General features: G+C 52.0%; 14 protein-coding genes. 9 read left to right on the top strand and 5 right to left on the bottom strand.

Going from position 1 to position 20,464, the window contains the following annotated elements:
* The first annotated feature begins 42 nt into the window (after window positions 1-42).
* Window positions 43-1,356: a pectate lyase PelN gene (pelN, locus tag MYB54_RS12710; protein WP_039286892.1), complete on the top strand. Its 1,314-nt coding sequence runs from the start codon at window positions 43-45 to the stop codon at window positions 1,354-1,356.
* Between the two features lie 324 nt (window positions 1,357-1,680).
* On the top strand, window positions 1,681-2,574 hold the full coding sequence (locus tag MYB54_RS12705; protein ID WP_010277054.1) for a YcbJ family phosphotransferase: 894 nt from the start codon (window positions 1,681-1,683) through the stop codon (window positions 2,572-2,574).
* Here MYB54_RS12705 and elyC read toward each other — a convergent pair.
* Window positions 2,526-3,374 (bottom strand): envelope biogenesis factor ElyC, encoded by an 849-nt coding sequence (elyC, locus tag MYB54_RS12700; RefSeq protein WP_227528076.1) that lies wholly within the window; start codon window positions 3,372-3,374, stop codon window positions 2,526-2,528. The two genes, MYB54_RS12705 and elyC, sit on opposite strands and share 49 nt — an antisense overlap.
* A 167-nt stretch (window positions 3,375-3,541) precedes the next feature.
* Between elyC and cmoM the strand changes: the two genes are divergently transcribed.
* The 7 genes from cmoM to MYB54_RS12665 all read left to right on the top strand — a co-directional run bounded on the left by cmoM (window position 3,542) and on the right by MYB54_RS12665 (window position 14,404).
* The gene (gene cmoM / locus MYB54_RS12695; RefSeq protein WP_014915115.1) at window positions 3,542-4,327 is read left to right on the top strand and encodes a tRNA uridine 5-oxyacetic acid(34) methyltransferase CmoM; all 786 of its coding nucleotides are present in this window, start codon (window positions 3,542-3,544) and stop codon (window positions 4,325-4,327) included.
* Window positions 4,324-5,649, top strand: a complete 1,326-nt coding sequence (gene mukF, locus MYB54_RS12690) for a chromosome partition protein MukF (RefSeq protein ID WP_010277046.1) — start codon at window positions 4,324-4,326, stop codon at window positions 5,647-5,649. The genes cmoM and mukF overlap by 4 nt, the downstream gene beginning before the upstream one ends.
* Window positions 5,630-6,352 carry a chromosome partition protein MukE gene (gene mukE / locus MYB54_RS12685; protein WP_010277044.1) on the top strand — a complete coding sequence of 241 codons (723 nt, stop codon included), beginning with the start codon at window positions 5,630-5,632 and terminating at the stop codon, window positions 6,350-6,352. The genes mukF and mukE overlap by 20 nt, the downstream gene beginning before the upstream one ends.
* 19 nt (window positions 6,353-6,371) lie before the next feature.
* The gene (gene mukB, locus MYB54_RS12680) at window positions 6,372-10,811 is read left to right on the top strand and encodes a chromosome partition protein MukB (protein WP_248720836.1); all 4,440 of its coding nucleotides are present in this window, start codon (window positions 6,372-6,374) and stop codon (window positions 10,809-10,811) included.
* Window positions 10,812-11,211: 400 nt separating this feature from the next.
* On the top strand, window positions 11,212-12,948 hold the full coding sequence (gene ldtD, locus MYB54_RS12675; protein WP_014915117.1) for a L,D-transpeptidase LdtD: 1,737 nt from the start codon (window positions 11,212-11,214) through the stop codon (window positions 12,946-12,948).
* Between the two features lie 178 nt (window positions 12,949-13,126).
* Complete coding sequence (mepK, locus tag MYB54_RS12670) at window positions 13,127-13,675, top strand: peptidoglycan L,D-endopeptidase MepK (protein WP_010277035.1); 549 nt, start codon at window positions 13,127-13,129, stop codon at window positions 13,673-13,675.
* Between the two features lie 81 nt (window positions 13,676-13,756).
* A complete protein-coding gene (locus tag MYB54_RS12665) occupies window positions 13,757-14,404 on the top strand; it encodes an MBL fold metallo-hydrolase (RefSeq protein WP_248720835.1) in 648 nt (215 codons plus the stop codon).
* 71 nt (window positions 14,405-14,475) lie between these two features.
* Here MYB54_RS12665 and MYB54_RS12660 read toward each other — a convergent pair whose 3' ends face one another.
* The 4 genes from MYB54_RS12660 to pncB all read right to left on the bottom strand — a co-directional run bounded on the left by MYB54_RS12660 (window position 14,476) and on the right by pncB (window position 20,380).
* The gene (locus tag MYB54_RS12660; protein WP_039500745.1) at window positions 14,476-15,666 is read right to left on the bottom strand and encodes an amino acid aminotransferase; all 1,191 of its coding nucleotides are present in this window, start codon (window positions 15,664-15,666) and stop codon (window positions 14,476-14,478) included.
* 319 nt (window positions 15,667-15,985) lie between these two features.
* A complete protein-coding gene (locus tag MYB54_RS12655) occupies window positions 15,986-17,092 on the bottom strand; it encodes a porin (protein WP_094371406.1) in 1,107 nt (368 codons plus the stop codon).
* A 295-nt stretch (window positions 17,093-17,387) separates the two neighbouring features.
* The gene (asnS, locus tag MYB54_RS12650; protein WP_039276421.1) at window positions 17,388-18,788 is read right to left on the bottom strand and encodes an asparagine--tRNA ligase; all 1,401 of its coding nucleotides are present in this window, start codon (window positions 18,786-18,788) and stop codon (window positions 17,388-17,390) included.
* A 386-nt stretch (window positions 18,789-19,174) separates the two neighbouring features.
* Window positions 19,175-20,380, bottom strand: coding sequence for a nicotinate phosphoribosyltransferase (pncB, locus tag MYB54_RS12645; RefSeq protein ID WP_039554874.1), 1,206 nt, complete (start codon window positions 20,378-20,380; stop codon window positions 19,175-19,177).
* Window positions 20,381-20,464 lie beyond the last annotated feature (84 nt).

Raw genomic sequence — 20,464 nt, 5'->3', positions numbered from 1 at the left:
TCGCATGGCGTTTTTGTTATTTCAACTAAGGATGGTAATAATATGAATGCTAAACATTATATCGCAAAAATTTTTCTCGGCGGTATGTTAATGGGGGCTGCCGCGGGCAGCAGCGCGGCGGTTTATTACATGGCTCCCAACGGCAACGACGCGAATAACGGCAGTAAAAACTCTCCCTGGAAAACAATCGACCGTGCACAGAAAACATTAAACCCTGGTGACCGCCTGTGGATCCGTGGTGGTAAATACGTGTTTACCAAAGGACTAAACGTCTGTACGACGCGTACTGATGTGGTGAATGCGATCACGCTGAGTAAGAGCGGTACTGAAGGTAAGCGCATTGAGTATTGGGCATCTAGCGGGGAAGTGCCGATTTTTGATTTCAGCCAGATGCAGGATGATTGCCGGGTTAAAGGATTCAACGTCGTTGCAGATTGGGTTTCCGTAAAAGGACTGGAAATAACCGGTGTCCCACAGCGTAATAACCTTAACCATGAATCCTGGGGCGTGTGGATAAGGGGCAGCAATAATATATTCGAGCAGTTGAATATTCACCATATTATGGGAACGGGGCTATTCATCCAGCGTGGTGGGAATAACCTGGTATTGAATAGTGACTCTCACCATAATTACGATCCACTGACCTCTAATGGTGCTGGCCAAAGTGGTGATGGCTTTGGTGCGCATATCCCTGCTAACCAACCGGGTAATATTTTCCGCGGTTGCCGGGCGTGGTCAAACTCGGATGATGGCTTCGACTTAATTAATGCTTATTCTCCGGTGCTCATTGAAAATTCCTGGGCCTGGTCGCACGGTTATTTACCGGGGACGACACAGTCACTGGCTGCGGGTAACGGTAACGGTTTTAAAATCGGTGGCTACGGTGGTGTTTATGTGGCGAATGCGGTGAAGCATACCGTGCGTAACTCGGTTGCGTTTTTAAATAAAGCCGCGGGTTTTTATGCCAATCACCATCCGGTAGCGAACGATTTCTTTAACAACACTGGCTATAAAAATAACCCGAACTTTAATATCCGCGGCATTGATGCAAACGGAAAAGCGATTGGGCTGGGTACGTTACGCAACAACGTTTCTCACGGCGGTAAAGACCTGTCGTTCTCCGATGGCGCGAACATGCGCTATAACTCGTGGGATCTGAAAATTGCGGTATCAGATTCTGACTTCGAGAGCGTTTCCGTGACCGGATGGGATGCTCCGCGTCAGGCTGACGGCAGCTTGCCAGTACTGAAAAGCCTGCGTCTTGCTTCGGGTAGCGCACTGATCAATAAGGGCGGGGATGTCAAACTGCCTTACAAAGGATCTGCCCCAGATCTGGGCGCCTTTGAACGCGAATAATGGCAGCGTGTTAACACGCTAGCCTGTCACTCCGATATTCCCTACTGACGAGTAGGGAATATCGCTGAAGCAACCTCAGCAGGAGTTATCCCTGCCGCCATTGATCCCCCGCTTATACTCTAAATAATTCGAGTTTCAGGAAGGCGGCAAGTGAAGGAATCCCGATGAGCTTACATAGGTAAGTGATTCGGGTGACTGAACGATGCCAACGCACATGCAACTTGAAGTATGACGAGTATATTTGATCTGCGTTGAAGTATTTGTCGCCTGCTCGCCGCATCATGGTGAGTGGAGCTATTTGGCTCAACTGAGGTATAGCCGTTTATGGAACAGTTGAAATCAGAACTCAGCACGGTGTTGGGGGAAAGCCTCAGCCGACTTGAGCGCATAAGCGAGCAGCCGTATGCGGATCTGTATGCCTTGTATGATAAAGAAGGCAACGCCATTCCTTTGTTGGCTAAAAGTTATGTTTGTCAGGGCGTGGCGCAGCAGGAAGCCTACAAACTTTCGATGCTGGCGCGTGAGGGCGACGTGCGCCTGCCAACCGTTTATGGACTGGTACTGACGCAACAGCAGCCTTATCGGGAACTGCTGCTGATTGAGCGTTTACGCGGCGTGTCGGTGGAAGCGCCGCCAAGAAACGGTCAGCGCTGGACGCTGCTGATGGATCAAATTGTTGAAAACGTATTGGCCTGGCACCGAATTGATAGTCACGGCTGCGTCGGTTCCGTGGACAGCACGCAGGACAATGACTGGTTCAGTTGGTATCAACAGCGTCTGGAAGTCCTGTGGTCCACGTTGCTCAATGTTAATGCGCCGCAGCTTACGCAGCAGGATCGGAGCGTGCTGTATCGTTCGCGCCAGTGCTTAGAAATGCTGTTTGACGATTTTGAGGATGGCTGTGTGTTGGTACACGGTAACCTGTCGCTACGCAGTATGTTGAAGGACGCGCGTAGCGATCAGCTATTGGCAATGATCAATCCGGGAATGATGCTGTGGGCACCCAGAGAGTATGAACTCTTCCGGCTTTGTGAATCTGGCATGCCGGAGCAGCTGCTTTATCACTATCTGAAACAGGCACCGGTATCTGAATCCTTTGTCTACCGGCGCTGGCTCTATGTCATTTGGGAAGCCGTATCCCGCTATATCCACACGGGACAGCTAGACCGTCAGCTATTTGATGTCGCTTCTCGAGAGCTATCTCCCTGGCTGGAGTGAGTCTGCGGTTGTTCCGCGTCGTGCGGTGCTGCCGTGGTTCCCTTCAGTGCCTGCCAGAGGCGACCGAGCGTTTCGTACCAGGCTCGTTCGCTGTGCGATAGATAGTAAGCGGAAGGGAATACTTTTTCCCACGGGTTGAGCGCGGAGGTAATTGCCATCTGATTGGCTGGCGCGGGAATCGGCGCTAGCCCTTGAGCCTGGAAAAATCGCATGGCGCGAGGCAAATGATTGGCCGAGGTCACCAGCAAGAAAGGGCGTTCGCCAACAATCTTAGCGGTTGCCGCCGCTTCCTCTTCCGTGTCCTTTGGCGTATCCAGAATGATGATATCCTGCTGGGGAATGCCCAAACTTTCGGCGACCAGCGCCGCGGTTTTCGCGCTGCTGACAGGGTTACCCTGTGCGGCTCCACCGGTAAAAATCAACTTTGCGCCGGGATTGGCATGATAAAGGCGAACACCTTCCGTGACGCGCGGGAGGCTGTTGCTGATGAGGTTAGAACTGGGTGCCCATTCCGCGTTATAGGTATATCCCCCGCCTAGCACGACAATATACTCGGCTTTGCTCGCCTGCGGCGTTTGTCGCCAGGTTGGGTAGTGTGATTCCAATGGTAATAGCAACCGATCGGCAACAGGCTGCAAGCTGAGCAGAATAAGCATCAGCCAACTGGCTAATATTATCGTTTTTCCCGTGCGCTGCCGCTGGGTAAACCAGAGCAGCAACAGGCCAACACCCATCAGAAGCAATAGCAATGGCAGGGGCTGAAGAAGGCCACCGACGAACTTTTTGAGTGTGAAAAGCATAAAATTGCATTCCTTTTGAGTGAAAAACCCGCATCCGGGAAGATATCATGCGGTAAGGCCATTTATTCTAAGCCAGCCTGTGCCAAAATGGCAGGCTGGAAAAAAATCGCATCGCGCAGACATGTCCTGCACGAGATCCCCGTTTATATGATGCGGAACAATGACTGATGCAGGATCGCAATTTTAACGATATCGCCGAAAAATTTGCTCAGAATATCTATGGCACGACGAAGGGGAGACTTCGGCTGGCGGTATTGTGGCAGGATCTTAGCGATCTTTTGACCCAGCTTCCGGCACGGCCTCTGCGCATCCTTGATGCGGGGGGCGGCGAAGGGCAAATAGCCTGTCGTCTGGCGGCTTTAGGACATCAGGTATTGTTGTGCGATGTTTCCGGTGAGATGATTCAGCGCGCCAAACATGCGGCAGCGGCGCAGGGCGTTACCCATAATATGCGTTTTGTGCAGTGTGCCGCACAGGATATCGCGCAATATATGGATAGCCCCGCCGATCTGATATTGTTCCATGCGGTGCTGGAGTGGGTCGCGCAACCGCAGCAGGTACTTAAAATACTGTACGATTGCCTGTCGCCGGGTGGCGCATTGTCCCTGATGTTCTATAACCATCATGGGCTGTTGATGCGTAACATGGTGGTGGGTAACTTTGATTATGTTCAGGCCGGGATGCCTAAGGGTAAACGGCGCTCGCTCTCGCCGGATCACCCGCTGAACCCGCAAGATGTGTACGGTTGGCTTGATGAGATGGGGCTGACCATTAGCGGGAAAACTGGCGTGCGCGTGTTTCATGACTACTTGAAAAATAAGCAGCAGCAAGTTGAGAAATTTGACGACATTCTGGAAATTGAACAGCGGTATTGTCGGCAAGAGCCTTTTGTGAGTTTGGGCCGTTATATCCATGTCATGGCGCATAAACCCCATTTGAAGGATGCATTATGAGTGATTTTTCCCAGACTGTACCCGAACTGGTCGCCTGGGCACGAAAAAACGATTTCTCCATTTCCCTCCCCACCGAACGCCTGGCGTTTTTGATGGCGATTGCCACGCTTAACGGCGAACGCATGGATGGTGAAATGAGTGAAGGTGAGCTGATTGATGCCTTCCGTCATGTGAGTCAGGGATTTGATCAGACGAACGAAACCATTACCCTTCGCGCCAATAACGCGATTAACGATCTGGTGCGCCAGCGCTTGCTTAACCGCTTTACCAGCGAGCAGGCCGAAGGTAATGCGATTTATCGTCTGACGCCGCTGGGGATTGGCATTACCGATTATTACATTCGGCAGCGTGAGTTCTCGACGCTGCGCCTTTCCATGCAGCTCTCTATCGTGGCGCAAGAGCTCAACCGTGCTGCTGATGCGGCGGAGGAAGACGGTGATGAGTTTCACTGGCACCGCAACGTCTTTGCGCCGCTGAAATACTCCGTTGCAGAAATTTTTGACAGTATCGATCTGTCACAGCGCGTGATGGATGAGCAGCAGCAGGGCGTTAAAGACGATATCGCCGCGTTGTTGAATCAGGACTGGCGAGCCGCGATCAGTAGCTGTGAACAACTGCTGACGGAAACGTCATCGACGCTGCGTGAGCTACAGGATACGCTGGAAGCCGCAGGCGACAAATTGCAGACGAGCCTGTTGAGCATTCAGGATGCGATTATGAATAATCCGCATAATCTGGAGTTTGTCGACAAACTGGTGTTTGACCTGCAAAACAAACTCGATCGCATTGTGAGCTGGGGACAGCAGACGATAGATCTGTGGATTGGTTATGACCGCCACGTACATAAGTTTATCCGTACCGCGATTGATATGGATAAAAACCGCGTCTTTGCCCAGCGGTTGCGTCAGTCGGTGCAGAGCTATTTCGATAGCCCCTGGGCGCTGACGTTCGCCAACGCGGATCGTCTGCTGGATATGCGTGACGAAGAGCTGACGCTGCGTAGTGAAGAAGTGACCGGTGAACTGCCGCCGGAGTTGGAATACGAAGAGTTTAGTGAAATGCGCGAGCAGCTGATCGCGCTGGTCGAGCAGGCGCTGCATAAATATAAAGCGCAACAGATTCCGCTGGACTTGAGTGAAGTGATGCGTGAGTACCTCGCGCAGCACCCTCGCTCGCGGCATTTTGATGTTGCCCGAATCGTGGTCGACCAGGCAGTACGTCTGGGCGTAGCCGAAACAGATTTCACCGGATTGCCTGCATTGTGGCAGGCGATCAATGATTACGGAGCCAAGGTGCAGGCCCATGTCATCGACAAATATTGAACAATTTATGCCAGTGAAACTGGCAACCGCGCTGTCGAATAACCTCTTTCCTGCGCTGGACAGCCAATTGCGCGCCGGGCGCCATATTGGTATTGAAGAACTGGAAAACCACGTATTTTTGATGGATTTTCAGGAGGTGCTGGAAGAGTTCTATAGCCGTTACAACGTGGAGTTGATCCGCGCGCCGGAAGGATTTTTCTATCTGCGTCCGCGTTCTACCACGCTGATCCCGCGCTCGGTATTGTCTGAGCTGGATATGATGGTAGGGAAAATTCTCTGCTATCTCTATCTGAGCCCGGAGCGTTTGGCGCACGAAGGCATTTTCAGCCAGCAGGAGCTGTATGAAGAGCTGCTGAGTCTGGCGGATGAAAGTAAGCTGCTGAAACTGGTTAACCAGCGTTCTACCGGTTCTGATCTGGATCGCCAAAAATTACAGGAAAAAGTCAGAACCTCGCTTAACCGCTTACGTCGGTTAGGTATGATCTACTTTATGGGCAATGACAGCAGCAAATTCAGAATTACTGAATCGGTGTTCCGCTTCGGGGCCGATGTACGCAGCGGTGATGATGCCCGCGAAGCACAGCTACGCATGATCCGCGATGGTGAAGCGATGCCTGTTGAAGGTAGTTTGTCGCTGAAAGATGACAGCGACGATAACGATCGCACCGATGATACCGCGCCAGAAACGGGCGAGGATGAATAAGTGTTGAGGATGAACAGGAATGATTGAACGCGGTAAATTTCGCTCACTAACGCTGGTCAACTGGAACGGCTTTTTCGCCCGCACCTTCGATCTGGATGAACTGGTTACCACGCTATCCGGCGGTAACGGTGCCGGGAAATCCACTACGATGGCCGCCTTTATTACGGCGCTGATCCCCGACCTGACGCTGTTGCACTTCAGGAACACCACCGAAGCCGGTGCCACCAGCGGCTCACGCGATAAAGGTCTGCACGGTAAATTGCGCGCCGGCGTCTGCTACTCCACGCTGGATGTCGTTAACTCGCGTCATCAGCGCGTGCTGGTTGGGGTTCGTCTCCAGCAGGTGGCAGGGCGCGACCGTAAAGTCGACATCAAGCCTTTCACCATTCAGGGATTACCGACGGCGATACAGCCGACGCAAATTCTGACGCAGGTGGTCGGCGATCGTCAGGCGCGCGTGCTCTCATTGCAGGAGCTGAAAGAGCGCGTCGAGGAGATGGAAGGCGTTCAGTTCAAGCAGTTTAACTCCATCACCGATTATCACTCGTTGATGTTTGATTTGGGCGTGGTGCCGCGTCGCCTGCGTTCTGCTTCCGATCGCAGTAAGTTCTATCGTCTGATCGAAGCTTCGCTGTACGGCGGTATTTCCAGCGCGATTACTCGCTCGCTGCGTGACTACCTGCTGCCGGAAAACAGCGGCGTGCGGAAAGCGTTTCAGGATATGGAAGCCGCGCTGCGTGAAAACCGCATGACGCTGGAGGCGATTCGCGTCACCCAGTCCGATCGCGATCTGTTTAAGCATCTGATCTCTGAAGCGACTTCCTATGTTGCCGCTGACTACATGCGGCACGCCAATGAGCGTCGTATTCACCTGGATGGAGCGCTGGAACTGCGTCGTGACCTGTTCTCCAGCCGTAAGCAACTGTCGAGTGAGCAATATCGTCATGTAGAAATGGCGCGGGAGCTGGCGGAGCAGAGCGGTGCCGAAGGCGATCTGGAAACGGATTATCAGGCGGCCAGCGATCACCTGAATCTGGTGCAGACAGCGATGCGTCAGCAGGAAAAAATCGAGCGCTATAACGCCGACCTGGAAGAATTGAGCTATCGCCTCGAAGAACAGAACGAGGTGGTGGAAGAAGCGCGGGAGCAGCAGGCAGAAAACGAAGAACGCGCCGACGCTGCCGAGCTTGAAGTGGATGAGCTGAAAAGTCAGCTTGCCGATTATCAGCAGGCGTTGGACGTGCAGCAGACGCGCGCCATTCAGTATCAGCAGGCTCAGCAGGCGCTGGAACGCGCCCGCTCGCTGTGTCAGCTGCCAGATTTAACGGAAGACAACGCGGATGAGTGGCTGGATAGTTATCAGGCGAAAGAGCAGGAAGCGACAGAAATTCTGCTGATGCTGGAGCAGAAACTGAGCGTGGCCGATGCGGCGCACGGCCAGTTTGAACAAGCCTATCAACTGGTGAGCAAGATTGCCGGTGCGGTGAATCGCAACGAAGCCTGGCAGGTTGCACGCGACCTGTTGCGCGATAGCTCTTCGCAACGCTATCAGGCGGAGCGGGTACAGCCGCTGCGGATGCGTCTGTCTGAGTTGGAACAGCGCCTGCGCGAACAGCAGGATGCCGAGCGATTATTGCAGGATTTCAGCAAGCGCAACGGTCAGGATTATCAACCGGAAGAGCTGGAATCACTCCAGCAAGAACTTGATGCCCGCATCGAAACGCTGTCATCGCTGGTGGCAGAAGCGGGTGAACGTCGCATGGCGCTACGTCAGGAGCTGGAGCAGACTCAACAGCGCATTCAGAAGCTGACGGCGCGTGCGCCAGTCTGGTTGGCTGCACAGGAAATGCTGACGCAACTGAGCGAGCAGAGCGGCGAAACGTTTGAAGATAGCCGTCAGGTGACGGAATTCATGCAGCAGTTGCTGGAGCGCGAGCGTGAAACCACGGTTGAACGTGATGACATCGCAGCCCGCAAGCGGCAGATCGAAGCGCAGATTGAGCGACTGAGTCAGCCCGGCGGTTCGGAAGACCCGCGCCTGAACGCGCTGGCGGAACGCTTTGGCGGCGTGCTGCTGTCTGAAATTTATGATGACGTGACATTGGATGATGCGCCGTACTTCTCGGCGCTTTATGGGCCCTCCCGCCATGCCATTGTGGTGTCCGATCTTTCTCTGGTGCGCGATCAGCTTGCCGGTCTGGAAGATTGCCCGGAAGACCTGTATCTGATCGAGGGGGATCCGCAGTCGTTTGATGACAGCGTATTTGCCGTTGAAGAACTGGAACGTGCTGTTGTAGTTAAAGTCGCGGAGCGCCAGTGGCGTTATTCGCGTTTCCCTGAAGTGCCGTTGTTTGGCCGCGCCGCGCGGGAAATGCGTCTGGAAAGCCTGCGTGATGAGCGCGAAGCGCTGGCTGAGCAGTACGCGACGATGTCGTTTGACGTGCAAAAAACGCAGCGCCTTCACCAGTCGTTCAGCCGCTTTATCGGCACGCATCTGGCTGTCGTTTTTGATGAAGATCCCGAAGCAGAAATTCGTACGCTCAGTTCCCGTCGTGGCGAGCTGGATCGTGCGATGGCCAGCTTTGATGGCGAAAACCAGCAGCAGCGTCAGCAGTACGATCAGGCGAAAGAAGCCAGCGCACTGCTGAATAAACTGATTCCGCGCATTAGCCTGCTTTGCGATGAGACATTGCAGGATCGCGTGGAAGAGATTCGTGCAGAGCTGGATGAAACCGAAGAGTCTGCTCGCTTCATTCAGCAGCACGGTGCGACGCTGGCCAAGCTGGAACCGCTGGTTTCTGTTCTGCAAAGCGACCCGCAGCAGCATGAGCAGTTGCAGGAAGATTATACGCAGGCGCAGAACGCACAGCGGCAGGCAAAACAGCAGGCGTTTGCGTTGACCGAAGTTGTGCAGCGTCGCGCGCACTTCAGCTATGCCGATTCGGCCGGAATGTTGGGTGAAAATGCAGGCTTGAATGACAAACTGCGCCATCGTTTGGAACAGGCTGAAGCGGAGCGGACAAAAGCGCGTGAACAGCTACGCCAGCATCAGGCACAGCTGACGCAGTACAGTCAGGTTCAGGCATCGCTGAAAAGCTCTTACGATGCCAAACAGGACATGCTGAAGGAGCTGACGCAAGAACTTCAGGATATCGGTGTACGTGCGGATGCTGATGCCGAAGCGCGCGCCCGTCAGCGTCGTGACGAGCTGCATGCCGCATTAAGCACCAACCGTTCACGCCGGAATCAGTTGGAAAAACAGATTACGTTCTGTGAAGCGGAAATGGACAGTTTGCAGAAGAAGTTGCGCAAGCTGGAGCGTGATTACCACCAGATGCGTGAGCAGGTTGTCACGGCGAAAGCGGGCTGGTGTGCAGTCATGCGTTTGGTGAAAGACAATGGCGTCGAGCGTCGTCTGCACCGTCGTGAACTCGCCTATATGGAAGGCGATGAACTGCGTTCCATGTCGGATAAGGCGCTGGGTGCGCTGCGTCTGGCGGTTGCGGATAACGAACATTTGCGTGATGTACTGCGGCTTTCTGAAGATCCGAAGCGGCCTGAGCGCAAGATTCAGTTCTATATCGCCGTTTACCAGCATCTGCGCGAGCGTATCCGTCAGGATATTATCCGCACCGATGATCCGGTAGAAGCGATTGAGCAGATGGAGATCGAGCTTAATCGTCTGACTGAAGAGCTGACGGCACGTGAGCAGATGCTGGCCATCAGTTCACGCAGCGTGGCAAACATCATTCGTAAAACGATCCAGCGTGAGCAGAACCGTATTCGGATGCTGAACCAGGGGCTGCAAGCGGTCGCATTTGGTCAGGTGAAGAGCGTTCGCCTCAACGTCAACGTGCGCGAAACGCATACTATGTTGCTCAACGTGTTGTCCGAACAGCAGGAAATGCATCAGGATCTGTTTAACAGCAACCGTCTGACCTTCTCGGAAGCGTTGGCAAAACTGTATCAGCGTCTGAATCCTGAAATTGATATGGGACAGCGCACGCCGCAAACTATCGGTGAAGAGCTGCTGGATTACCGAAACTACCTTGAAATGGAAGTTGAAGTTAACCGTGGCGCGGATGGCTGGCTACGCGCGGAAAGTGGGGCGCTGTCGACCGGGGAAGCCATCGGTACCGGGATGTCGATTCTGGTCATGGTGGTGCAGAGCTGGGAAGAAGAGTCTAAGCGCCTGCGTGGCAAAGATATTATTCCATGTCGTCTGCTCTTCCTCGATGAGGCGGCGCGTCTGGATGCCAAGTCGATTGCGACGCTGTTCGAGCTCTGCGATCGTCTGGAAATGCAGCTGGTTATCGCGGCACCGGAAAATATCAGTCCCGAGAAGGGAACCACCTATAAGCTGGTGCGTAAAGTCTACCAGAACAACGAGCACGTCCATGTGGTCGGGCTGCGTGGTTTCGGAACGGAAGCGCCAGAGACGCAAGAGCAAGCCTCGTAGCGATAAACCTTGCTGTTATTTTCTTCTATAATCATAAAGCCGCTTTTTTAAGCGGCTTTATTTTTTCGTAAAGAGAATGCTGACGGCGAATAGGTTCATCAAATACTAAGATAATACCCAGAAGAAGAAGCAAAAATATTTTTCTCTTTATATACTGACGATAAAACGATTGCAGGCCGTAGAAGGATTTGCGGTTTTATGTTGCAAGGTGGCGTACCGTAATAACGGGCGCGATATAAAAACGATCACATTTCATTCTTTCTCGTTTTCTACACGAGCAAAGTGAAAGAATGTGCTTACGCGAGTATGACCGTATACGAGCGAATTCGGTTTGTTATTTCCATATCCAACGTGGATTGTCGTGAAAGCATAGTGATTAATGAGTACAGGGGATAAATGGATGTTGTTGTTACATAAACGAAAAATGGTCAGGCTGCTGTTACGCGTGGGTTGTATTTGGGTCGGAAGCCTGTCTCCTTCGTTTTCGGTGCTGGCAGCATCTCCGACGGTGGTATCCGGCTTATCGCAAAGCTCGGGCGTGGTGTCTGTAGAAAATAGCCGTGCAGGGCTTCTGGCCGCGCTGCCGCACGGTATGACGTTACATTATCTCTCTGATTTATCATCGCTTTATGCCCAACATCAGATGCAACCTATGTGGGCAGATAACCGTGCGGTTCAACAGTTTCAACAACAGCTGGCTGAATTGGCGATAGCTGGCGTACAACCGCAGTTCACTACGTGGGTAACCTGGCTGACCGATCCACAATTGACCGGATTTGCGCGCGATGCCGTGCTCTCGGATGCGATGCTGGGCTATTTGCAGTTCGTTTCGGGTGTAGAACGTAGCGGTAATGACTGGTTGTACAGCAGCGTACCTTACCGTCTGCAATCGCCGGCGCTCAATGTCGTTTCGCAATGGCAACAGGCCGTGAAATCTGGCACCAGCGCGGCCTATGTCGTTTCGCTGGCACCACAGCATTCGCAATACGCCAAAATGCATGAAGCGCTGAAGACGATGCTGACGGACAATCGCCCGTGGCCGAGCCTGAACCTGGCGGAGTCTCTGCGCCCTGAACAGCAGAGTCGGGAACTGGCGGTACTGCGTGAAATTCTGCAACGTACGGGCATGCTGTCTTCAACGGAGAGCATTACTCTATTTAACGAAAATACCGCCGCGACGACAGTATCGACAGGGCAGGCTCCGCTGGTCGAGGGCGGTGCTATCGACGATCGTTATACTGGCGAACTGGTTGACGCGGTTAAACGCTTCCAGCACTGGCAAGGGCTGGAGGATGATGGCGTTATTGGTAAGCGTACGCGCGATTGGCTCAATGTGTCCCCGCAAATGCGCGCAACGCTGTTGGCGCTGAATATCCAGCGTCTGCGTCTGTTACCGGACAATGTCCACACCGGTATCATGGTGAACATCCCCAATTATTCACTGATCTATTATCAGGATGGCGCTGAACGCTTATCATCGCGCGTCATTGTTGGGCAGCCTAAACGCAAAACGCCATTGATGAGCAGCTCGCTGTATAACGTGGTGGTCAATCCGCCGTGGAATGTTCCTACGACGCTGACTCGGCAGGACATCATTCCTAAAGTCGTACGCGACCCCGGCTATCTACAGCGTCATGGCTACACGGTGTTGTCCGGCTGGAGTCAGGATGCTGAAGCGATCGATCCTTCCATGATCGATTGGCCGATGGTTTCAGCAGAGCGCTTCCCTTATCGACTGCGTCAGGCCCCAGGTGCGAATAACTCGCTGGGACGCTATAAATTCAATATGCCGAATTCAGAAGCGATTTATCTGCACGACACGCCTAATCACAATCTGTTCCAGCGTGATATCCGGGCGCTGAGCTCCGGCTGCGTGCGGGTTAATAAAGCATCGGAACTGGCTAGCATGTTATTGCAGGATGCGGGATGGAATAATAGTCGTATTTCTTCCACGCTGGATCAGGGAAATACCACCTTTGTGTCAATGAAACATCGGATTCCGGTCAACCTCTATTACCTGACCGCGTGGGTGGCTGAAGATGGTAGACCGCAGTTCCGAACAGATATTTACAATTATGATGACACCGCTCGTGCCGGGACGAAAGTGCTGTCCAGAGCAGGGCTGTTGCTTCAGTAAGTATTGAAAACACGAGCATTAGCGGTATCGGTATTTTATCGTTTTGCGGGGGATCGATGCGATCTCCCGCAAACCCGTAAGCAAAGCGGGTTGACTCACTTTTCTCTGGCAGTTAAGGTTCAAGGCGGCACGTTTTGTGCCTCCTTTTATACCGTTCTTTAGCCAGGGTACTTGTTCTATGGATCACATTGACAATCATCGCCGTAAGTGGCTTGCACTGGGTGGTGCCGCGTTGGGTATCGCACTGCTTCCCGGTCAGGCATTTGCGACGTTATCTACACCCCGACCACGAATTTTGACGCTGAACAATCTGAATACCGGAGAGCGGCTGAAAACGGAATTCTTTGATGGCAAACGGTATAACAAGTCAGAACTTTCTCGCCTGAATCACTTTTTCCGCGATTATCGCGCCAATAAAGTCAAAACGATTGATCCTCAACTCTTCGATCAGCTCTATCGCTTACAGGTGATGTTGGGCACCAACAAGCCCGTACAGCTGATTTCTGGTTATCGCGCGATAGATACGAATAATGAATTACGCGCGCATAGCAGAGGGGTGGCAAAGCAGAGCTACCACACGAAAGGGCAGGCGATGGATTTCCATATTGAAGGCGTTCAACTCGCTAACATTCGTAAAGCGGCGATGAAAATGCGTGCCGGCGGCGTTGGCTACTACCCACGCAGCGATTTCGTTCACATCGATACCGGCCCCGTCCGCACCTGGTAATCTGCTACCACAGCACGACACTTTTTTGATTCGGCTCGCTAAGGCATCGCGAGCCGCTCAGTTTATTCAACATGGAGTGATATGAAATATCAAATTGTCCCGGTGACGGCATTTAGCCAGAACTGCACGTTGTTATGGTGCGAAAAAACCAATGAAGCGGCGATTGTCGATCCTGGTGGTGATGCAGAAAAAATCAAACGTGCCGTCGCGGATGCAGGGGTTTCGGTTAAACAGATTCTGTTAACGCACGGTCATTTGGATCATGTGGGGGCGGCTGCCGAGTTAGCCGAGCACTATCAGGTAGCCATTATTGGCCCGCAGATTGAAGACGCTTTCTGGCTGGAAGGGTTACCGGCACAGAGCCGGATGTTTGGTCTGGAAGAATGCGCGCCGCTGACGCCATCACGTTGGCTACAGGAAGGTGATGAGGTCAGCGTGGGTGAGACGACGCTGGCGGTTTTCCATTGCCCAGGCCATACACCGGGCCACATTGTTTTCTTTGATGCGGAATCACGGCTGGCACAGGTAGGCGATGTGATTTTCAATGGCGGCGTAGGGCGTACCGACTTCCCACAGGGAGATCATCAGGCATTGATTGCGTCCATCAAAAACAAACTGCTGCCGCTGGGTGATGATGTGACGTTTATCCCGGGACACGGCCCGATGTCGACCTTAGGACATGAGCGCAAAACCAACCCTTTCCTGCGTGAAGATGCCGCGATTTGGTAGTGTTTTACAGACTTGAAACGCAGAAATAAAAAAGCCGACATTCTATGTCGGCTTTTTTGATCGCGGAAGAATCAGAGTACGGCAACAATCGCTTCGCAGAGCGGAGCCATATTTTCTGGCGTCATTCCTGCAACGTTGATACGGCCGGAATTCACCGCGTAAACGCCGAATTCGTCACGCAGACGCAGAACCTGCTCTTTGGTCAAGCCGCTGAATGAGAACATCCCATTCTGGTCGATGATGAAGGAGAAATCCTGCTGCGCGCCTTTTTCCTGCAAGGTGTTCACGAACAGCTGACGCATACGCTGAATGCGCTCACGCATCGCCGTCAATTCCTGCTCCCACATGGTTTTAAGCGCGTCGTTGCCCAGAATGGTCGCAACAACAGTCGCACCGTGTGACGGTGGGTTGGAGTAGTTTGCGCGAATAGCGGCTTTCACCTGGCTGAATGCTTTGTCTGCCGTTGCGGCATCTGCGGCAACCAGTGTGCAGGCACCGACGCGCTCATTGTACAAACCGAAGTTTTTAGAGTATGAGCTGCATACGATCAGTTCATCGTGTTTTGCTGCGAAGAGACGCAGGCCTTCCGCATCTTCTTCGAGCCCACGGGCAAAGCCCTGATAGGCGAAGTCAAACAGCGGCAGCCAGCCTTTGGCTACTGACAATTCAGCCAGCGTAGCCCACTGCTCAGCGGTAGGATCGATACCGGTTGGGTTGTGGCAACAACCGTGGAACAGAACTACGTCACCCGCTTGTGCGGCGTTCAGGCTATTCAGCAGGCCATCAAAATCCAGTGCGTGGTTTGCTGCATCATAGTAGTCATACTGGCAAACTTCCAAACCGACAGCGGAGAAGACGTTGTTGTGATTTGGCCAGGTTGGGTTGCTGATCCAAATACGTTTTGCAGACGTCTGATTTGCAATGAAATCAGCGGCTACGCGCAATGCACCGGTTCCGCCCGGCGTTTGCGCCGTGCGGGCACGTTTGTCGGCAATGATGGCATTCTGTTTGCCAAACAATAGCTCCTGCGTGCACTGACCGAATGCTGGCAGACCGTCAATGCCCAGATAGTTTTTGGTGGTTTCATTTTCCAGCAGATAGTGTTCTGCTTTTTTTACGCTGGTCAGAACCGGAGTTTTACCGGTTTCATCTTTATAGACACCAATACCCAGATTGATTTTATTCGCGCGGTCATCGGCGCGGAAAAGATCGGTCAGCCCGAGAATAGGATCGGCCGGTGCGGCAGAGATATTTTCAAACATTGCCAGAATGTTCCATAACTGAGATGAAATAAGAATTCTCAGAGTACCGTCAGTAAAAGGCTTTGCCAACCGTTGATGTCAAAAAGAAAGGGAAATAACAGGGAGAAGGAGAGAGACGAAATAAAAGACTGGTTAGGCGAGAATAATTGGCGCAGCGTGGCGTAAAGCAGAAACAAAAAAACGTTGGCAGCGTTTTTCTGCGTTGCTGGCGACGGCTCGTAAGGAGGGCTACTTAGCGTGCAAATAAAAAAGACAGAGCCGAAGCCCTGTCTTTTCATGCAATACGAACGATTAACTCGTTACGTTATGCTGCGATAACTTAGAACTGGTAAGTCAGGCCAACAGCAACTTTATCGTCGTCATTGATGCCGTATACGTTTTCTTTCTTGATCAGGTTGATATCGTATTCGGTGTAAACTGACATGTTCTTGTTGAATGCATAGGTGGCACCCAAGCTAACATACTTGGTGATGTAATCGTTACGATTGTTAGCATCGTCCTGAGCTTTAGCTTGTACGTAGCCCAGAGACGGAGTCAGACCGAAGTCGAAATTGTATTGAGCAACGGCTTCGAAGACTTTGGTTTTGTCAGCGAACACGGTATCAGTAGCAACAAAACTTGCGCTAGCTGGGTTGTTCAGATTGCTTACATTACGCAGTTCATTGTAGGTAGCAGCCAGGTAGATGTTGTTAGCATCATATTTCAGACCCGTGCCCCATGCTTCAGCTTTTTTGCCACGGCCAGAGGCAAATGCATTTTGCGTATCAGTACGGTTTACCGCGGCATAAGAACCAACGATACCCAGACCAATATCAGATTCGTAGCTCAGAGAAGTACCCCAGCCGTCACCGTTTTGTTTACGGATATCGTTGCGCTCGTTAAGAGTGTCACGGCTGTTTTTACCTTGGTACTGTAAACCAAAGCCCAAACCATCAACCAGGCCGAAGAAATTGCTGTTACGATAAGTCAGAACACCAGTAGAACGACCGGTCAGGAAGTTATCAGAATTAGATTGATCACCGCCCCACTCTGGCAGCACATCGGTGTATGCCAGAGAGTCGTATGCGATACCCAGATTACGACCATAATCTAATGAACCAGCATCAGCAAATTTCAGACCAGCAAATGCGTAACGAGTTTTGTCATTAGAGGCACCAGCGCTTTCTGCTTTGTTGCCTTTGAATTCATATTCAAAACGGCCATAACCAGTAAGGTCAGTCGCGATTTGAGTTTCGCCTTTGAAACCCAGACGAGCATAGGTGTCATCACCGTCGTTGCTAGAATCGTCAGAGAATTTATGTTTAGCGGTAACTTTACCAGTCAGATCCAGCTTGTTGCCATCTTTGTTATAAACTTCAGCGGCGTTTGCTGCGCCTGCGACTAACAGAGCTGGGATTACTACTGCAAGAATGTTGCGTTTCATCATTATTACCCTCATTGGTGTTATTTAGACACCTGCCACTGCCATAAATAATTCTTTACGGAACTATTCCTGAAAGTTTGGTGTCTTCCTGTGTCTGAACGCAGTTTTCCATTCACTCGCCAGTTAATCCACCCTAAAGATGCTACAAACTTCGTAATCGAGTAACAAATGGAAATAATATGTGTCTAAATGTAAAAATCAGGGAACTTTGTGAGGCATAACAAAAATTAAAAAAAAAGAGCCGGGAAACCCGACTCTTCTTTTCTACATATTTGTTTTGCTTATATTAAATTTTTATTTAGAAACTGGCGTTCCGTGGTGTGCGTGGGAAAGGAATAACATCGCGCACATTTTGTACACCGGTAACATAGGCAATCAATCGTTCAAAACCTAAACCGAAACCGGAATGTGGAATGGTGCCGTAACGACGTAAATCACGATACCACCAGTAGTCTTCTTTATTTAGTCCCATCTCTTCCAAACGGCTATCCAACTGCGCCAGACGTTCTTCACGCTGAGAACCACCGATGATTTCGCCGATTCCCGGTGCCAGAACATCCATCGCGGCAACGGTTTTACCGTCGTCATTCATACGCATGTAGAAGGCTTTGATGTCTTTCGGATAGTTTTTAACGACAACCGGTGCTTTGAAGTGTTGCTCCGCGAGATAACGCTCGTGCTCGGAGGAGAGGTCGACGCCCCAGTAAACCGGGTTCTCGAACTGCTGTCCGCAGTTCAGCAGGATCTCGACGGCATCGGTGTAATCTACCTGTGCGAAGTCGGAGCTGACGAATTTTTCCAGTCGGGTGATGGCTTCTTTATCTACGCGCTCGGCAAAGAACGCCATATCATCGGCACGCTCGTTCAGCACGGCCTGGAAAACATATTTTAGCAGGTTCTCAGCCAGACCCGCGATGTCATCCAAAGAGGCGAAAGCGACTTCTGGTTCGATCATCCAAAACTCAGCCAGATGGCGGCTGGTGTTAGAGTTTTCCGCACGGAATGTCGGGCCAAAGGTATAGACGTTGGACAGCGCACAGGCGTAGGTTTCGCCATTCAGTTGGCCGGATACGGTCAGGAACGCTTCTTTACCGAAAAAATCTTCGCTGAAATCCACTTTACCTTGTTCGGTGCGCGGCAGGTTTTCCAGATCGAGAGTAGAAACGCGGAACATTTCACCCGCGCCTTCGGTATCGGATGCGGTAATCAGCGGGGTTGATACCCAGAAGTAACCGTTCTCGTGGAAGAAGCGGTGAATTGCCTGCGCCAGCGTATGGCGAACGCGGGCAACGGCACCGATCAGATTGGTGCGTGGACGCAAGTGCGCGACTTCACGCAGATATTCGATGCTGTGACGCTTTGCCGCCATTGGATAGGTATCGGGATCGTCAACCCAGCCGACAACATTGACGTTGGTGGCTTGCAGCTCGAAGCTCTGTCCTTCACCCGGAGAGGCGACGACGTTACCGGTGATTTCAACCGAGCAACCAGTGGTCAGGTGCAGTACGTCATCCTGATAATTGGAGAGATTATTATTAACGACAGCCTGTAATGGATTAAAGCAGGAGCCGTCATAAACGGCGATAAAGGAGATACCGGCTTTAGAATCTCTCCGGGTACGTACCCAGCCGCGCACGGTGACTTCGCTGTCAACGGCGACACGGCCTTGCAGTACATCGACTACAGGCACTACGCTCATAAAATTCTCTCTTTAATTAATCGTGTTTAAGAAAAATATCGTGGTTAAAACGCTAAATGGCCCAATCCGAACCATTTGCTATGTTACTTGCGATGCAACAGGACACAAGCAGAAATCACCGGAATGGCGCGAAGTTTTCGCTCATGACGGTGAATCTGCTGCAAAGTTGGTCAATACCCGTAATACTTCAAGTTGCATGTGCGTTGGCTGCGCTACTCGGCACACAGACGTGGGCCTCGCCCCGTTGGGGCCGCTGCAAGCAGCGTTCACATCAGCCAAAGGCAGATTTGTCAGTTGCCCGAATCACTTACCTGAGTAAGCTCATCGGGATGCCTTCTCTTGCCGCCTGCCTGAAACTCGAATTATTTAGGGTATATGGGAGAGCCTTAACTGGCCTTTTTCACGCGGGGCAGGTCAAACGCTTTGCGCAGCTCACACACGAAGTTCTGATCCTGGCAGATGGTTTTGCCCGGGCTATCGGAGAGCTTTGCCACCGGCTTGCCGTTGCATTCCACCAGCTTGATCACAATGTTCAGCGGTTTCACGCCGGGGATATCACACGTCAGGCGCGTGCCGATACCAAATACCAGATTCACGCGCTGCCCGAAATGACGATACAGCGACAGCGCTTTATCCAGATTCAGATTGTCGGAGAAGACCAGCGTTTTGCTCATCGGATCGATGTTCAGGCGCTGATAATGCGCAATGGCTTTTTCGCCCCAATCGACCGGATCGCCGGAATCGTGACGCAACCCCTGATAGGCTTCGGCAAACGGCAAATCGAAATCGCGCAGGAAGGCATCCATCGTGATGCAGTCGGTCAACGCAATGCCCAAATGTGTCGGATATTCACGTAGCCACATTTGTAGCGCTGCACGCTGGCTGTTTGCTAGCGTCGGACTAATCTGCTGATGCGCCTGAAACCACTCGTGTGCCTGCGTACCGACAGGCGTGATATCCAAACGGCGTGCCAGATCGTAATTGCTGGTGCCGATAAGATAAGGGAAGTCGGCCCGCAGCGTTGTAACAATCGTCTGCTGGACATCACGAGAGAAACGCCGGCGCGTGCCGAAATCCATTAACTTGAACCGACTGAGATCCACATCTGCGCTGTTCTGGCGGAAGCTCTCTAGTGAGGCTGACAGTTGGGCAAGCGCCTGCTCAGTCGTGATGTGAGGTGAACGATCGCGATGCACGACTTCACTGATCACGGCCAGTAAGGGAACTTCCCACAAAATCACTTCACGCCATGGCCCAGTGATGCGGATATCCAGCTTGCCCGCATGATTCTTGATCGAAACCTGCTGCGGATTAAAACGGAAATCCCGCAGCCAGTGGAGATAATCTGGCTTAAAGAACGGCAGAGAAGAAAGATAGGTGAACTCATCGTCACTCAATGACAAGAAACGCATGAGATCGACCTGATGGGCTATTTCGTCGGCGTAAACGCCTAATAACTCATCACCGCGACAGCGAAATTCAGCCGCAACGTCGACATCATAATAGTGATGATACACCGCCTGTTGCATGTGCAGCTTGTAGGCATCGGTATCCAGCAATGAGTGCAGAATCGGGGAAGTGTGCAAAGTCATAATGCGTTACAGCATCCTTGTAAGATGCCTATCCACCATTGGGACAATCAGCAATGTTCGGTCAGTATACCTTGATTATCCGTT

Origin of the sequence: Pectobacterium nicotianae (assembly GCF_023272715.1) — a bacterium.
In the GTDB taxonomy this organism is placed as follows: Bacteria; Pseudomonadota; Gammaproteobacteria; order Enterobacterales; family Enterobacteriaceae; genus Pectobacterium; species Pectobacterium brasiliense.
This window is presented reverse-complemented; position numbering and strand designations above follow the sequence as displayed.

What these genes read in the sequence shown, in the direction of transcription:
- MYB54_RS12660 (WP_039500745.1), bottom strand. Translation starts at nt 15,666, where the DNA reads ATGTTTGAAAATATCTCTGCCGCACCGGCCGATCCTATTCTCGGGCTG.
- pelN (WP_039286892.1), top strand. Translation starts at nt 43, where the DNA reads ATGAATGCTAAACATTATATCGCAAAAATTTTTCTCGGCGGTATGTTA.
- elyC (WP_227528076.1), bottom strand. Translation starts at nt 3,374, where the DNA reads ATGCTTTTCACACTCAAAAAGTTCGTCGGTGGCCTTCTTCAGCCCCTG.
- ldtD (WP_014915117.1), top strand. Translation starts at nt 11,212, where the DNA reads ATGTTGTTGTTACATAAACGAAAAATGGTCAGGCTGCTGTTACGCGTG.
- MYB54_RS12665 (WP_248720835.1), top strand. Translation starts at nt 13,757, where the DNA reads ATGAAATATCAAATTGTCCCGGTGACGGCATTTAGCCAGAACTGCACG.
- cmoM (WP_014915115.1), top strand. Translation starts at nt 3,542, where the DNA reads ATGCAGGATCGCAATTTTAACGATATCGCCGAAAAATTTGCTCAGAAT.
- mukE (WP_010277044.1), top strand. Translation starts at nt 5,630, where the DNA reads ATGTCATCGACAAATATTGAACAATTTATGCCAGTGAAACTGGCAACC.
- mukF (WP_010277046.1), top strand. Translation starts at nt 4,324, where the DNA reads ATGAGTGATTTTTCCCAGACTGTACCCGAACTGGTCGCCTGGGCACGA.
- asnS (WP_039276421.1), bottom strand. Translation starts at nt 18,788, where the DNA reads ATGAGCGTAGTGCCTGTAGTCGATGTACTGCAAGGCCGTGTCGCCGTT.
- mepK (WP_010277035.1), top strand. Translation starts at nt 13,127, where the DNA reads ATGGATCACATTGACAATCATCGCCGTAAGTGGCTTGCACTGGGTGGT.
- pncB (WP_039554874.1), bottom strand. Translation starts at nt 20,380, where the DNA reads ATGACTTTGCACACTTCCCCGATTCTGCACTCATTGCTGGATACCGAT.
- mukB (WP_248720836.1), top strand. Translation starts at nt 6,372, where the DNA reads ATGATTGAACGCGGTAAATTTCGCTCACTAACGCTGGTCAACTGGAAC.
- MYB54_RS12705 (WP_010277054.1), top strand. Translation starts at nt 1,681, where the DNA reads ATGGAACAGTTGAAATCAGAACTCAGCACGGTGTTGGGGGAAAGCCTC.
- MYB54_RS12655 (WP_094371406.1), bottom strand. Translation starts at nt 17,092, where the DNA reads ATGATGAAACGCAACATTCTTGCAGTAGTAATCCCAGCTCTGTTAGTC.